Genomic DNA, 14,503 nt, shown 5'->3' with positions numbered 1-14,503 from the left:
GCTTAATTTAAGTTTTATCGTACTCTCCGATTGTACATAACCTTTTCCTTATTTTTCAACAGCGCACTTCGCCGGTCAACATGAACTTTTGATGTTTGCGGCCGCAAAATTGAATGCCGAATATCCCTTGTTAATTTTCCATTCTTTAGTTAAATATTGTGATTCATGACAAATAGGCGGTGGTAAGTAACCTATAACATCAGCATAACAACTACAAGTAGGGAGTGAACAACCGTGGCCAACAACAATAAACGAAAAATGACGCGAGAAGAAGCTGGACGCTTGGGAGGCGAGGCTACAGCCAAAAATCACAGCCGCGAGTTCTATCAGGAAATCGGCAAGAAAGGCGGACAAGCCACCTCCAGAAACCATAGCCGTGAATTTTATCAGGAAATCGGCCAGAAGGGCGGCGAAGCGACTTCCCGCAATCATGACCGTGAGTTTTATCAGAAAATCGGGCGCAAAGGCGGCAAACGCTGATCCCGTCCCGCCCATCCCTTCAAGCCTGCTGCTCTTTCGCAACCGGAGCAGGCTTCTTCATGTTTACCATAAAACTCCCCCTCTTCCCTATGAACACCTGGTAGAAAAACCTCCCTTTTTGTGATAGACTCATTTAAAACCGAATCGTGTACTTGTTCACAGGTACCCGATTGCTTTGTCGGATAACCGCACTAAAGCGCGGTAATATTAGAATGATCTGGGGGGAGAACTGACATCATGACAGCAAAAAAAATGCGTTCAGACATGATCAAAAAAGGTTTTGACCGTGCGCCGCACCGCAGTCTTCTGCGTGCAGCCGGGGTTAAGGAAGAGGACTTCGGCAAGCCGTTCATCGCCGTCTGCAACTCTTATATCGATATTGTGCCGGGCCATGTGCATTTGCAGGAATTCGGCAAATTGGTGAAGGAAGCGATCCGCGAAGCCGGCGGCGTGCCTTTCGAGTTCAATACCATCGGCGTTGATGACGGCATCGCGATGGGGCATATCGGCATGCGCTACTCGCTGCCAAGCCGCGAGATCATTGCGGATTCCCTGGAAACCGTCGTATCGGCTCACTGGTTCGACGGCATGGTCTGCATTCCGAACTGTGACAAAATTACACCGGGCATGCTGATGGGTGCGCTGCGGGTCAACATTCCGACCATCTTTGTCAGCGGCGGTCCGATGAAAGCAGGCGTGGACAGCAAAGGACGCCGCCTTTCCCTCACTTCCGTATTCGAGGGCGTAGGTGCCCATCAGGTCGGCAAGATCAGCGATGATGATTTGCTCGAGCTAGAACAGTTCGGCTGTCCAACATGCGGCTCCTGCTCCGGCATGTTCACCGCCAACTCGATGAACTGCCTCGCGGAAGCGCTCGGTCTGGCTTTGCCAGGCAACGGCACCATTCTCGCAGTAGCCGAAGAACGCAAGGAATTTGTGAAGCAATCGGCTCGCCAGCTGATGGAGCTCGTGAAGATGGATCTGAAGCCGCGCGACATCGTGACGGTTGAAGCGATCGACAACGCATTTGCGCTCGATATGGCTATGGGCGGATCGACCAACACGGTGCTTCATACGCTTGCACTCGCACATGAAGCCGGACTCGACTATCCGCTGGAGCGGATCAATGAAGTAGCTGACCGCGTGCCTCACATCTCCAAACTGGCACCTGCCTCGGATTATTTCATTGAGGATGTGCACATCGCCGGCGGTGTCAGCGCCGTTCTGAACGAGCTGCTGAAGAAGCCGGGTGCGCTGCATGGCGATTGCATTACGGTAACAGGCAAGACGCTGGCCGAGAACGTGACCGGCTGCGAGATCCAGGATACCAACGTTATTCATCCGATCGATCAGCCCTATTCGGAGAAAGGCGGCCTCGCTGTCCTATACGGCAACCTGGCGCCCGAAGGCTCCATCATCAAGGTCGGCGCTGTTGATCCGTCGGTTGGTGGATACCATAAAGGCCCGGCCATCTGCTTCAACTCCCAGGACGAAGCGCTGGAAGGCATCGCGAACGGCAAAGTCAAGGAAGGCCATGTGGTGGTCATCCGCTATGAAGGCCCTAAGGGCGGCCCCGGCATGCCGGAAATGCTGGCCCCAACTTCCCAGATTGCAGGTATGGGTCTCGGCGCCAAAGTCGGCCTGATCACAGACGGCCGCTTCTCAGGAGCTTCCCGCGGGATCAGCATTGGGCATATTTCCCCTGAAGCTGCGGAAGGCGGACCGCTTGCCTTCGTAGAAGACGGTGACATTATCGAGCTTGATCTGAACAATCGTGTCATCCAGCTGCTGGGCGTAAGCGATGAAGAGATGGAGCGTCGCCGCAGCAAGTGGGTTGAGTTCCAGCCGAAAGTAAAAACAGGCTATCTCGCCCGCTATTCCAAGCTTGTCACTAACGCCAGCTCCGGCGGCGTATTGAAAATCTAACCGAATTTCGCCTGAAACATCAAAGGGGTTATCCGCGTTCCGTACACAGATGGTACGGACGGGATAACCCCTTATCTTATATAACGAACTAACGAACGGTATTCCATGAATAAGTGCGTGAACCTTATTATCGTGGCACTGCGGTAATGCCCTTGGAAGAAGCGCCTGCCATGGCGGTCAGCTCACTCATCTCGTCATGCTCGTGAGCCTCGTCGGCAATGGCGGCGACGGCAGAGGATGGCCTCTTTTTGCTGGCGTAGCGCTCAATCAATACTTCAACCGGCATATACAGCATTTTGGGCTCCATCGCCTGGGTCCCATCCTTCAGGCGCGATTTGCCTTTGGGATGAATGACGCTAAGCAGCAGCTTCAGATAGATTCGAGTCGAGCTGGCGAACCAGCCTGACGGCAGATCCAGAATTTGAAACCCGAATTGCTCCGGCCCCCGGGAAATCATGGTCACACCGTACAATCCTTTGGATCCTTGAAGCTCCGGCCGCTCCAGCACCATATCTGCAAGTGTCGGCAGATCCTTCTGAACTGCACGGATCATCTGAATCGCCAGCTGCATCTCCGATCTCGAACGACTGCCAAGCTCAAACAGCTTTTTGTTGTCAAAATGCAACTCAACAATCTTGTCACCCTTCTCAATCCGGCTGCCATCCTCCAGCGTAACCGGCTGCCCCCGATAAGGGCGAACACGGAAGTGCAGCATCGGGTCGGACGGGGTTACAGTCCGAAGTGTGAACAGGGCATGGAACGCTTTCTCCCACAGGAGCCACGCTGATACCAGCATTCTTTTGGCCGGAGACAGCTTCTTGGCCTTAGCCTTGCCTTCCTTCTCCAACATACGGTCGATACGAATGCTTCTCATCCCCTTCTCCTTCGCCACCTTAAGCACACGTTCCAGCGCAATCAGCATCTGCTCGGGAGCATCCGGGTTAGCCCCCATCGTCGTCCCGCAATCATGCAGCAGCATGACCTCTCCATCACGCAGCTTGCTTAGCATCCGCTGCGTCAGCCGGTCAGCGCCGATCTTGCTGCGCCAGTCGTAGAACATGGATGACCATAGAATAATTCTGCAGCCTGTATTCTTAGCGAAATCAAACAGATTTACGATCCCCCAGGGAGGTCTGTAATAAGTTGTTCGCTCTCCGGTGATCGAGAATATAATATCATCGGTCCGCTGGACTTGCCGGCGAACAGTCACGGGTCTCATCAACCAATTGCTCTTATGAACATAATTATGAATACCGATCAGATGACCTTCCTCATGAATGCGTCGAACGACTTCAGGATGCTGCTCCGCATGGGAACCAACCACAAAAAAGGTAGCCTTCATATCGTAACGCCGCAGCAGATCAAGCAGCTTGGGCGTATAATGAGGATCAGGTCCATCATCAAACGTTAAAGCGAACTCGTTCTCCCCGGACCCCCTGCGGAATACTCGGAAGCCAAAAATCCGGGTTAATATACCGGGAATAAATGCATAAAACGATGAAAGGTAAAATAGCCAAAGCAGTATTGTCTGCATACAAACTCCCCGCTTTTATCTCTATATTTCTGTAACATACTATCATATTTTATCACAGCCCATAAAGAAATAGGCTTTTTTTTAGAAAATCGTGTACAATGATATCATTGATCATTTCTAAAAAAAGGAGCCGATGCCAGACCATGCTTCCCTTATACAAAAAATACTGGAGAACCGCATTTGACATCGCTTTAGTTGTACTAACGGTATACCTGATTATGTTTATTTTTAGTAAACTTTACCAAATTGCGGCGCCTGTATTTCTGTCTTTTCTGGTATTTTTGATTATAGAGCCACTTGCGAAATTTCTGCATCGCCGCGGTTTGCCAAAACCGATTGCTGCAGCCATATCCGTCCTGCTCTTTCTAATGATTATAGCCGGGCTGCTGCTCGGAGCAGGCGCGCTCATTATTTCTCAAATTACACATTTAAACGATAATCTTCCGGCATACACCCGCACGCTGCAAACCCATTTCCAGGAGTGGCTGCTTGTGCTTCAATCCAGGCTGGATGCATTGCCGCCGGATTTGACCGACCGTTTGAACAGCTTCTTCCAGAACATCACGAATTTCGGTGCCAACGTCGCAAAGTCTTTCTTTCTATTTATGGTTGGTTTCATGGGTTCATTCTCCAGTTTTATCGCCAATTTCGGGATCGCGATGATTCTCGCCTTCTTCCTTAGCATTGAAATTACAAGCTGGAGAAAAATTGCCACCGACAAGACACCGAAAACGATCAAAATCGCTTTTCAGTTTCTGAAGGACCACGTATTCAAAGCGATTGGCGCTTACCTGAAGGCCCAACTGAAACTGGTCAGCATTACCTTTGTCATTGTATATGTCGGTCTGCTTATCCTTGGAACCTCAAATGCGCTTTCTGTCGCCCTGTTCAGTGCCGTTTTTGATATTTTGCCACTGCTCGGCGTACCGGTTATTTTTATTCCGTGGATCATTTATCTGTTTATTGTCGGCAATAGCGGCCTTGCGATCGGTCTGATTGTGCTGCTTGCAGTCGTCATGGTTTCCCGTCAGCTGCTCGAACCGAAAATTGCAGGAAATTCCATCGGCATCTCATCTGCGTTCCTTATGCTGTCTTTCATGATTATCTCCTTGTCTATCTTCGGCGTGGCAGGTCTTATCTTGGCCCCGATTCTGCTAATTTTGCTTAAAGAGTTGCTTCAGCAAGGATATTTGCAAAAGTGGATTCATCTGCCCAGCGAAGAGTTTGATGTATCTCCATTCGATATGACTCAACGTGCCGATCCTGAGCCGGAAACAGAAAAGTCCGGAGAAGCCAACAAATCAATCACCTGACCGAACAGCTGCGTAGCCTGATGACTGCTGTCAGGCGAGCGATCTTCCACAAGCACGGCCACCGCATACCGTGGCTGTTCGACAGGGCCGTACCCGATAAACCATTGGTTATTCCGGGCGCGGCCCTTTACTTTAACTTGCGCGGTACCCGATTTTCCTGCCCATCTGGCCTTGTGGTTTAACAGTGATTTTCCTGTCCCCTCACGCACTACATCCTCCATCCACTTACGCAGTATAGCGGATGTTTCCCGGGAAATATTTCCGTTGCCGCCCAGCTTCCCCATAACCACGGGTTTCGCTTCATACAATAGCTGACCATTGGCATAGGTCAGCTTGTCCATCAAACGGGGTCTATGGACCTCGCCTCCATGAAGCAGCGTAACGACCATATTGGCAGCCTGAAGCGGGCTAATCGCCGTATCACGCTGTCCGATGGCCGTTTGTACCCGCTCACCGGCATCTGATCTGTCCGCTGATTTGTCGAATATTGTCCCTTGCTCCTCATGGTCCAGCGGCTTCAACACGCTTAAACCAAGCAGATCTTTAGCTTGCCAGCCCACGGTTTGTCCAAGTCCAAGCGAATTCGCTGCCGCTTCAAGCTGTTCATGCGTCAGCCGTTCGGCCAGTGTGGCGAACACAACATTACATGAATGCGCAAACCCTTCTTCAGCCGTAATCGTCCCATGGCCGCCTTCCTTCCAGCAGGACAGACCGTATTTTCCGTATTCACCGCTGCAATGAAATTTCTCCCGGGGCTTGACGACGCCATGCTCCAGCGCAGCCGCTGCGGTGACCAGCTTAAAGATTGAACCCGGCACCGCAGCCTTAACCGCCCGATTCTCCCATTCCCCCGCTTCCGGATGGATGTCTTCGGGATTATAGAAAGGCCTGGATACCATGGCCAAAATGTCAGCATTGCGGGCATCCAGCACAACAACTGCCCCTTTGCCCATGTTGGCCTTTTCGGTTAAATCCTCAATCGCCTGCTGCATCCCTGCATCGATGGTGCTCTGTACACGCAGAGGATAATAGGGATTACTCGAAGCCTTCACCATCGGTTCCATATCCTGAATAACATGGTTGCCGCCGTTCACCGGGAAATATACAATGGTCGGTTCATCACCGCGTATAATCGGGTCCAGCGCTTTCTCCAGCCCGCTGTTTCCCTTGATCTCGGGATCATCTTTATAGAACAGGTTCTCCTTGCGCTGCCCCGACACATAGCCAAGCCACTGCATGCCGGAAAGCCCGGCAGGATAGCGCTGCTGATAAGGGAGCACTTGAATATATTCCAGCTCCAGCTCATGAATCCGTGCGATCTGTTCACTAGACAAAGCGGTGGGCACAGGCGACGATTGGGCATGCCATAGAATCGGTTCATGACTCTTATGCCATTGGTCAGTCAGCGCATCATAATCGGTATTCAAAATATCGGACAACTGCCGCAGCTTGGGCTGAGCCTCGCTCCACTCTGCCTTATTCATCGGGAACAGAACGGCCGTCCATATCAGATGCCCTGTTAGCGGCTGCCCATAGCGATCCGTAAAATGACCTCGGCCGGAATCCAGCACCACGCCCCGTTCCCTCTGGTACAAGGACGCCTCAATCATCGTATGATTGCTCCCCGGCATACGCTGATGTTTCATGACAAGCTGCACCCAGGCCAGCCTTCCGGCAAGTATGAGAATGAATAAGGTCAGAATCAGCCAGCCGTAGACGACCCGCTGCTTGCGGTCAAGCTTCATCCAACATCCCTCCGCTTGTAAGATTTCTTTTTCAGTATTGCCCGTAGCAGCGCCCCGCAACCTGCCATTCTGAAAGGAGCCTTCCCCGATCAACCCAATAAATGCGAAAAACGCCCTTCCCGCATGGGGGCATGAAGCCCCATGTTGAAAGGACGTTTCGTAGGATGACTAACCTTAACATATCCCGGACCCGCGTTTAGGCGAGTCTTTCTCTCTAGACTTAAACCGTGAAGCGAGACAGCGTTTCTTTCAGCTCTTTCGATACGTTCTCCAGCTTGCTCGACAGGTTCACAAGCTGATTGCTGATGTTCTGCTGCTCGTTCGAGAGCGAAGCCACCTCTTCGGACGTCGCCGAAGACTCCTCAGCCACCGCACTCACATTGCTCATCGCTTCAGACAATACATTCTGAGAATCGTTCAGTTCACCAATGGAGCTTGTAGCGGAATCCAGCCGCTCGATGAACTCGCCCATCTGCTGTCTTACCGACAGGAAGATATCGCTGGTTTCCTTCACCGCATCCATCTGTGCTTTAAAGAGCGGGTTCGCATCCAGCAGCACTTGAACCGTTTCATTCATCTCTGTCATGATGCGGTCTGTAATCTGGCTAACCATGTCAATCGACTGTCTGGACTGCTCTGCCAGCTGACGAATTTCATCGGCAACCACCATGAACCCGCGGCCGGCAGCGCCAGCTCGAGCTGCTTCAATCGTAGCATTAAGCGACAGAATATTCGTTTGCTTCGTAATGTTCTGCATCACATCGAGCACCTTCACAACCGAAGATGTCGTTTCTTTCAGTTCATCAACCTTGCGCATCATCGAACGTGTCATATCTTCCGTCTGATGCGTTTTATCAAGCAGGTCGTTAAGATGCTTCGTACCGAGCTCACTGGAGCTTTCAACATGACGAGCCGATTTGCCCATCTCTTCATTGGCGTTAACAACGACTTTCATCTGCTGGGAAATATGGTTGGTCAGATCGCTGCCGCGCTCTGCTTCCACAGCAAGACTGCTTGCGCCGTTGGCAATCTCTTCGGTGGCCACCGCAATTTCTTTAGCGGAAATAGCTGTTTTCTTGGAGGCGTCGCTAAGCTCAGCCGCCGTACTCAGAACATCCTGCGCCGTATTGTTCGTTTGCTGCACCAGCTTGGTGATCTGCTCCATCATATCGTTAAAGCTGGCCGATAGCTGGCCGATTTCATCCTGGCCTTTGTGATCCGTACGAACGTTCAGGTTTCCTTTGGCCCCTTCCTTCATCAGAAGGTTCAGTTTGCCAAGCGGACGGGCAATCATACGTACCATCCATATGCCGATCAGAATCGCAACCACAACGTCTACCGCAGCTACAATCCAAGTAATGAAAAGGATCGAGGTGGCATCCTTAGTCAGTTCCCTTTCCTGTACAACCCCTACCAGCTTCCAATCGTTCGTGGCGAGCTTGTTGTACACGGCAAGGACCGAACGGTGCTCTTCGTCTCTTGTCGTCAGATTGTCCGTTCTGCTATCCTCAGGAAGCTCTTGCAGGAAGCTCAGATTCGTCTCTGTTCCGTTCAAGCCGATGACAGAGCTTGATACGACCGTTCCCTCCGGACTTACCAGCTGCAGCTGCCCCTGGTCACCAAGGTTGATGCCCGCGAGCTGCTCATTCAGCACACTGACGTCCAGATCAATCATAACGACATACGTGCTGTTCAGATCATTCATGGAGCCGAGTGCACGCGCTACGGTGAAATAAGGCGCTCCGCTGTTCGCCTTTGTCGGAACCCAAGTCAGTTTCTGTGTTCCTTCCTTCAGTTCGATGAACCAAGGCTCTTCGTATACCGACTTAGCATCCGCAGATACCTGCCCTGCCGAGATCATAATTTCCTGATCGGTCGGGATCAGATACATGGCTCTAATGACCGAATCCGACGTAATTTGGTTGGACAGCCTGTCACGAATGCTCCGTTCAACCGTAAATTTGTCGTAATCGCTCAAATTGTCATGCTTGAAAGAATAAAGCAGTTTTTGCAGATCGTTGTCGTAAAAAATTTGCCGCCCCATATTTTCGTACTTATCCAGAATAATATCGATTTTCTCCGACGTCTGGATAATCATCTGCTGGTTGGCGTTGGCTGCGTTCTTCACAATCGTGTTCCGCGCCTGATTATAGGAGAGCCATCCCAAAATCACCACAAATGCTACGATTGCTGTGAAAAACACGAGGAACAAACGAATTCCTACCGACTTAGCCGGGTTAAAGGATGTCTTACCAAACGCGGTAACCGCCGATGATGCAACCGATTTCACGTTATGTATTCCCTTGGATGACCAAGAACTGAAGAGGCCCTTTCCTTCCTTCGGCTTCTTGTCCTTCTTCTCCCTGTTCTTCTTGTCCTTCAGCTTGTCTTGTTTCGGTTTCTTTTCCTGCTGTTCTACATCTGACATTTGCTGTTCACCTGCCACATTCTTTTTATGATATGGTTAGTTGACGTGACACAACTCCCCTTTACTATTTTATTTCGTCAGGTAGGGGCGTTTTTCTTTGGCTTTTCGCAAAAAAATTAATACAACATCCCTATTTTTTTGAATAAAAAAAGAATCCGGGGGGCGTCGGGCGACCCGGATTCATGTCAAACCTAGTTAATATGACCTAGAACCAGTCCATTACGGACCGACTATCCTTTCCGTTTGCGCATCATATCAAAGTTCTTCAAAGGCTGCTCCACCTTCATCCGAACGAGCTGAAGCGGATGACGCGCCGCGTCAAGCGGAGCCCCGCTCTCATCTTCAAGCGAGCCTACCTTCTGTTTAAAGAAGGTGCCTTCCGGACCAAAGAATTCGATTTCGTCTCCCGGCTTGAAATGATTGCGCTGCTGGATGATCGCGGTTCCGGTGCTATCGTCATATTCCATCACCAGTCCTGCAAAATCATACGGCACCGCTTTCTCCTCCGGCTCATAAATATGATCTTCATGGTCCGGGGTATCATAGAAAAATCCGGTGTTCAGCGGACGGTTGGCCGCCTTGTTGATCTCCTCCACCCATTCCGGCTTCAGAACATAGCCTTCCGGATCTGCCATATACGAATCAATCGCCTGGCGGTACACATTGACGACCGTGGCAACATAATGAATCGACTTCATCCGTCCTTCAATTTTGAAACTGTCGATGCCTGCCTCGATCAGATCGGGGATATGTTCAAGCATGCACAGATCCTTCGAACCCATCGTAAACAGATTGTCTTCCGGCTGAAACAGCGGAATTTGGGTTACGCCCGGCTTGAACGGCGACAGCGCCGGTGGAGCCTGCTCCATCATACTCTCTTCGGACACCCAGCTCTCCTCGCTTCTGCCGTCCTCGAACAGATCGTATTTCCAGCGGCACGATTGGCAGCAGCCGCCGCGATTGGAGTCCCGATCGGTAAAATGGTTCGAGAGCACGCAGCGCCCGGAGAAGGAAGAGCACATCGCTCCATGAATGAAAGCCTCGATTTCGATATCGACATGTTCTTTAATCGCCGCAATCTCTTCCAGACTCGTCTCCCGCCCGAGTACGACCCTAGGCAGTCCTTCGTCCTTCCAGAACTTTACCGCTTGCCAGTTCAGCGTGGATTGCTGTGTGCTCAGATGAACCTCAAGCTTCGGAGCGGCACGTTTAGCCACTTCGATGATCGCCGGGTCTGCCGCAATAATCGCAGCAATGCCGACTTCCTCCAGCTTCTTCAAATACGCCTCAATGCCCTCGATATCTTCATTATGGGCATAGATATTGGTTGCTACAAACACCTTCGCCCCGTAACGGTTGGCAAACTCGACGCCTTCTCTCATCTCTTCAAAACTGAAATTGTCCGCATTCGAGCGGAGACCATACTTCTGGCCGCCGATATATACAGCGTCTGCACCGTAGTGCACCGCAAACTTCAACTTCTCCAGGTTGCCGGCAGGCGCAAGCAGCTCCGGTTTAGCCAACCGGTAACGTTTGCCTTTATATTGTGGCTTCGCCATAGCTTCCATGCTGTCCACTCCTTAATAAACTTGTTCCTTATAGAAAAAGCCAAACGACAGTTCACGCTCAGGGTCCTGAATGGCGCGAATTTCGTCCATCCACGCCTCCTGAAAGGCGTATGCATTCGGATCGGCCGCATACAGGTCTATCGCATTCCGGTAAATGCGAAGCACCTTCTCGTTGTAGGAGAGCGGCTTGAGCAGCGTCTCTACCTTGAAACTGTCGATACCTGCTGACATCAGCAGATGCAAATCCTCGAGAATACAGATATCTTCAGAGCTCATAATATGAGTTCCGTTCACATCCTCATAGATCGGATACTTCTCTTCCTGTCTTTCGGCCTCGATCAGAAACAGGCCTCTTTCTTTCCCCAGATTCTCCTCGTCACCTACAGGTCTGCCTTGATGCGCCATGTAGCTCTGGACCAGGCGGCGCTTGGAGTGATAGATATTGGTCATACCATGAATCTGAACCTGCGCCTCCACTTGCAGCTGCGGCTTCATCTCCGTAATTTCATCCATGTTCAGTTCACGGGCAAGAATGACTCGCGATGCTCCCTTGCTGCCCCAATAGTTGGCTGTCGAATAATTCGTGGCCGTCATCTCGGCATTCCAGTGCAGCTTGATCTGCGGCGCGATCGTCTTCACGGACGTCAGCACCGACGGATCGTTGAACTCTACCCCATCCACGCCGATCGCTCCTAGCGTCTTTACATAATCCGGTAGATCGGCAAGCAGATCATTGGTCATCAGATTGTTCATGCATACATAAATTTTTCGACCGCTGGCATGGGCCAGCTCCGTAACTTCTCGGATATGATCCGGATTCATGCTGCCGGGAAGTCTCATCCCGAACCGGTCTTCACCGACGACAAGGGCATCTGCGCCTGCTTCGAAATAAACGTTCGCTTCAGCGACAGAACCAGCCGCCGCCAACAGCTCTGGTTTTCTAATCATGAGCGTTTCCTCCTACACCTATTGTGCCGTCTTGTTGCTGATTTCGATGTTTTTCAAATGTTCCTGATAGGTTTTAGCGAATAAGTGCTCCTGCGTCCCATCCTTCTTGGTCACATAAAATAAATACTCGGACTTCTCCGGCATCAATGCGGCCTTGATCGACTCCAGGCTCGGGCTTGCAATCGGCCCAGGCGGAAGCCCCTTGTTGCGATACGTATTATAAGGGCTCTGAACCTCAAGGTCGGCATACAGCAGCCGCTCCTTCGGTTTGTCAAGCAAATACTGAACCGTCGCGTCGATCTCGAGCCTCATATCCTGCTCCAATCGATTATAGATGACGCCAGCCACAAGCGGGCGCTCGTGATCGACAACAACTTCCCTTTCCACCAGGGAGGCGATGGTCATCAGCTCATGCAGCGTGACACCCCGCTCCTTCAGCATATCCTCCCAGCCCGGGATTTCCGCCAGACGCTTGTCCATTTCCGCCAGCATCGTCTTGATGACCGTCTCGGCAGAGGCATTCTTCTTCGGAATCTCGTAGGTCGCGGGGAACAGATAACCTTCCAGCACATGCGTCAGATCCTCGTTATCCGGAATTTCTTCGATGATCGGCACGTCCCAGCCCGCCCGCTGATCGGCCAGCTGAAGAAATTGTTCCTTGTCCACATCCCCATCGCGTGCAATCGTCTCTGCCATCTGCTTCACCGTGTAGCCTTCCGGTATCGTAAAGCGGATCATCTCCTCCGGCTTGACCTCGCCATTGTTCATCATCGACAAGAGCTGCTCGAAGCTGGTGCCCGGTAAAGCTTCATAAGTGCCGGCCATCAGATTTCTGCCTTCGTCCTTCAGCCTCAGATAACCTTTCAGCAATAATGCATTCTTAATAAGTCCCTTTTCCTCTAATAGATCGGCAATCGCCGCCGTGCCCATCCCCGGACTCACCGTAAACTCAACCGGCGTATCCGAATCTGGAACAGGCTGAAGACCGTTCCATATATAAAAGGCGCCTCCGCCGCCAATGAGCAGCAGCACCAGAATGACAATACCCAGCTTTTTCAATATTCTCATCCCTTCACAACCAAAAAGGGCGAAGAACTCCGCCCTTTCCAGACTTTCATTTGAAATTATGGGCCTTTCAGCCGATTCTTGCCCTAGTCCTCGTCACCTTCGGGGAATGTCAGCTCATCATAGAGCTCGGACACGTTCTCCCATTCCTCATCATCATCGACGGTGGCAAGCTTCAGGCTGCCGTCAGACTCCTTCACAATACGAAGCACCTCATACTCTTCAGCGCTGCGGTCCGGCTGAACCAATATCGCATAGCCTTGACCGTCCACCTCGAACTCGGCAGCAATATCATAGACTTCAATACGGCCATCCTCATCCTCAAGCTCAACGCTCTCGCCGAATGTTTCTCTCAGCACCTGAGTCCATACGATGTTCTCCACTGAAAAATCTGCCACTTCTTTAGTCGCCTCCGTTCAACTCTTCAACCAGGGTGTTGAAAGTCTCTTCGACAACCGCCCATTCCTCGTCGTCTTCGATCATGTACAGCTTGAGATCGTCCCCATCCTCTTCATAGCGGAACGCATACACCTCATCGGTCTCCTCGTCGGCAGCTTCCCTCGGCACAACCATCAGGTACCTGGCATCCGAGCCGTCCACCTCAAACTTCATGATGACTTCGAACTCTTCCTCGTTGCCCTCGTCATCAGGAATATAAATAATTTCCGGTTCCTCTTCCATGCCAATAAATTCATTCGCCATGTGATATCACCCTCACCTTTACCTTTTAGAATCTAAGTAGTTTTGCAAAATCAAGCTTGCGGCCATTTTATCCACGACCTGTTTGCGCTTCTTACGGCTGACATCGGCTTCAAGCAATGTCCTTTCAGCAGATACAGTTGACAGCCGTTCATCCCAAAGGTGAACGGGTAAACACAGGGCTTCACGAAGCGTGCTCGCGAATTCCATACAGATTTCACCCCGGGGACCAATCGTGCCGTTCATATTTTTAGGCAGACCGACCACGATTTCGCTGACCTCGTGTTCCTTAACGAGCTCAGCGATTCTGTCCAGCTCGCCGCTGTCCTTGCGCCGCTCCAGCACTTCGAGCCCTTGGGCCGTCCAGCCGAACGCATCGCTCAGGGCAACGCCGATTCTGCGATCCCCGTAATCCAAACCCATAACCCTCATGCATGCACTCCTAACGATGATTGGCTAGATAGAACCGGACCAGCTCTTCAATCAATTCATCTCGTTCTTTCTTCCGGATCAAACTTCTGGCGTTGTTGTGCCGAGGTATATACGCAGGGTCCCCGGACAGTAGATACCCGACAATCTGATTGATCGGGTTGTACTCCTTCTCGACCAGCGAATCGTATACCGAGAGGAGTATGTCCTGGGCAGAAGCCTCCTTCTCATCACCTTTTACATTGAACTTGACTGTCTTATCCATGGAGTCCATGTGTGACACCTCGCTTCTTCAAAGAACATGTTAACCATGCTTCGCCCGAATGGATGTAACCAGCTTTGATCTTTCCTTCTATCATAACATAATC

The 14,503-nt window shown here is 51.2% G+C and carries 12 protein-coding genes and 1 pseudogene; 3 read left to right on the top strand and 10 right to left on the bottom strand.

Features of this window, described 5'->3' with window-relative positions; genetic code table 11:
- Positions 1-234 precede the first annotated feature (234 nt).
- Both CHH75_RS02590 and ilvD read left to right on the top strand, forming a co-directional pair.
- Positions 235-474 (top strand): annotated as a pseudogene (locus tag CHH75_RS02590) (KGG domain-containing protein); the annotation flags it as partial.
- A 243-nt stretch (positions 475-717) separates the two neighbouring features.
- Positions 718-2,406: a dihydroxy-acid dehydratase gene (gene ilvD / locus CHH75_RS02585; RefSeq protein ID WP_095397378.1), complete on the top strand. Its 1,689-nt coding sequence runs from the start codon at positions 718-720 to the stop codon at positions 2,404-2,406.
- A gap of 127 nt (positions 2,407-2,533) precedes the next feature.
- Here the strand turns inward: ilvD and CHH75_RS02580 are convergent, their stop codons facing one another.
- Positions 2,534-3,940, bottom strand: a complete 1,407-nt coding sequence (locus CHH75_RS02580) for a polysaccharide deacetylase family protein (RefSeq protein WP_095397377.1) — start codon at positions 3,938-3,940, stop codon at positions 2,534-2,536.
- A gap of 143 nt (positions 3,941-4,083) precedes the next feature.
- Between CHH75_RS02580 and ytvI the strand changes: the two genes are divergently transcribed.
- Positions 4,084-5,253, top strand: coding sequence for a sporulation integral membrane protein YtvI (gene ytvI, locus CHH75_RS02575; protein WP_095262971.1), 1,170 nt, complete (start codon positions 4,084-4,086; stop codon positions 5,251-5,253).
- Here ytvI and CHH75_RS02570 read toward each other — a convergent pair.
- The 9 genes from CHH75_RS02570 to CHH75_RS02530 all read right to left on the bottom strand — a co-directional run bounded on the left by CHH75_RS02570 (position 5,190) and on the right by CHH75_RS02530 (position 14,409).
- On the bottom strand, positions 5,190-6,998 hold the full coding sequence (locus CHH75_RS02570; RefSeq protein ID WP_095262970.1) for a peptidoglycan D,D-transpeptidase FtsI family protein: 1,809 nt from the start codon (positions 6,996-6,998) through the stop codon (positions 5,190-5,192). The two genes, ytvI and CHH75_RS02570, sit on opposite strands and share 64 nt — an antisense overlap.
- Positions 6,999-7,218: 220 nt before the next feature.
- Positions 7,219-9,426: a methyl-accepting chemotaxis protein gene (locus CHH75_RS02565; RefSeq protein ID WP_095262969.1), complete on the bottom strand. Its 2,208-nt coding sequence runs from the start codon at positions 9,424-9,426 to the stop codon at positions 7,219-7,221.
- A gap of 230 nt (positions 9,427-9,656) precedes the next feature.
- Positions 9,657-10,994 (bottom strand): peptidase U32 family protein, encoded by a 1,338-nt coding sequence (locus CHH75_RS02560; protein ID WP_095397376.1) that lies wholly within the window; start codon positions 10,992-10,994, stop codon positions 9,657-9,659.
- Between the two features lie 12 nt (positions 10,995-11,006).
- On the bottom strand, positions 11,007-11,942 hold the full coding sequence (locus tag CHH75_RS02555; RefSeq protein WP_095262967.1) for a peptidase U32 family protein: 936 nt from the start codon (positions 11,940-11,942) through the stop codon (positions 11,007-11,009).
- A gap of 18 nt (positions 11,943-11,960) precedes the next feature.
- Entirely contained in the window at positions 11,961-13,010 is a 1,050-nt protein-coding gene (gene mltG / locus CHH75_RS02550; protein WP_176475441.1) for an endolytic transglycosylase MltG, read from the bottom strand.
- 83 nt (positions 13,011-13,093) lie between these two features.
- A complete protein-coding gene (locus CHH75_RS02545) occupies positions 13,094-13,405 on the bottom strand; it encodes a DUF1292 domain-containing protein (RefSeq protein ID WP_095262965.1) in 312 nt (103 codons plus the stop codon).
- Between the two features lie 4 nt (positions 13,406-13,409).
- Complete coding sequence (locus CHH75_RS02540) at positions 13,410-13,709, bottom strand: DUF1292 domain-containing protein (protein ID WP_095262964.1); 300 nt, start codon at positions 13,707-13,709, stop codon at positions 13,410-13,412.
- A gap of 18 nt (positions 13,710-13,727) precedes the next feature.
- The gene (gene ruvX / locus CHH75_RS02535; RefSeq protein ID WP_095397374.1) at positions 13,728-14,138 is read right to left on the bottom strand and encodes a Holliday junction resolvase RuvX; all 411 of its coding nucleotides are present in this window, start codon (positions 14,136-14,138) and stop codon (positions 13,728-13,730) included.
- 10 nt (positions 14,139-14,148) lie between these two features.
- Positions 14,149-14,409 (bottom strand): IreB family regulatory phosphoprotein, encoded by a 261-nt coding sequence (locus CHH75_RS02530; protein ID WP_095262962.1) that lies wholly within the window; start codon positions 14,407-14,409, stop codon positions 14,149-14,151.
- Positions 14,410-14,503 lie beyond the last annotated feature (94 nt).

Source organism: Paenibacillus sp. 7541 (assembly GCF_002276395.1).
GTDB lineage: Bacteria > Bacillota > Bacilli > Paenibacillales > Paenibacillaceae > Paenibacillus_AQ > Paenibacillus_AQ campinasensis.
The sequence above is the reverse complement of the archived record's forward strand: the minus strand, read 5'-3'. Positions and strand labels throughout refer to the sequence as shown.

Coding starts and splice junctions, on each gene's coding strand:
- ruvX (WP_095397374.1), bottom strand. CDS start 14,138: ATGAGGGTTATGGGTTTGGATTACGGGGATCGCAGAATCGGCGTTGCC.
- ytvI (WP_095262971.1), top strand. CDS start 4,084: ATGCTTCCCTTATACAAAAAATACTGGAGAACCGCATTTGACATCGCT.
- CHH75_RS02555 (WP_095262967.1), bottom strand. CDS start 11,942: ATGATTAGAAAACCAGAGCTGTTGGCGGCGGCTGGTTCTGTCGCTGAA.
- mltG (WP_176475441.1), bottom strand. CDS start 13,010: ATGAGAATATTGAAAAAGCTGGGTATTGTCATTCTGGTGCTGCTGCTC.
- CHH75_RS02570 (WP_095262970.1), bottom strand. CDS start 6,998: ATGAAGCTTGACCGCAAGCAGCGGGTCGTCTACGGCTGGCTGATTCTG.
- CHH75_RS02565 (WP_095262969.1), bottom strand. CDS start 9,426: ATGTCAGATGTAGAACAGCAGGAAAAGAAACCGAAACAAGACAAGCTG.
- CHH75_RS02530 (WP_095262962.1), bottom strand. CDS start 14,409: ATGGACTCCATGGATAAGACAGTCAAGTTCAATGTAAAAGGTGATGAG.
- ilvD (WP_095397378.1), top strand. CDS start 718: ATGACAGCAAAAAAAATGCGTTCAGACATGATCAAAAAAGGTTTTGAC.
- CHH75_RS02540 (WP_095262964.1), bottom strand. CDS start 13,709: ATGGCGAATGAATTTATTGGCATGGAAGAGGAACCGGAAATTATTTAT.
- CHH75_RS02560 (WP_095397376.1), bottom strand. CDS start 10,994: ATGGAAGCTATGGCGAAGCCACAATATAAAGGCAAACGTTACCGGTTG.
- CHH75_RS02580 (WP_095397377.1), bottom strand. CDS start 3,940: ATGCAGACAATACTGCTTTGGCTATTTTACCTTTCATCGTTTTATGCA.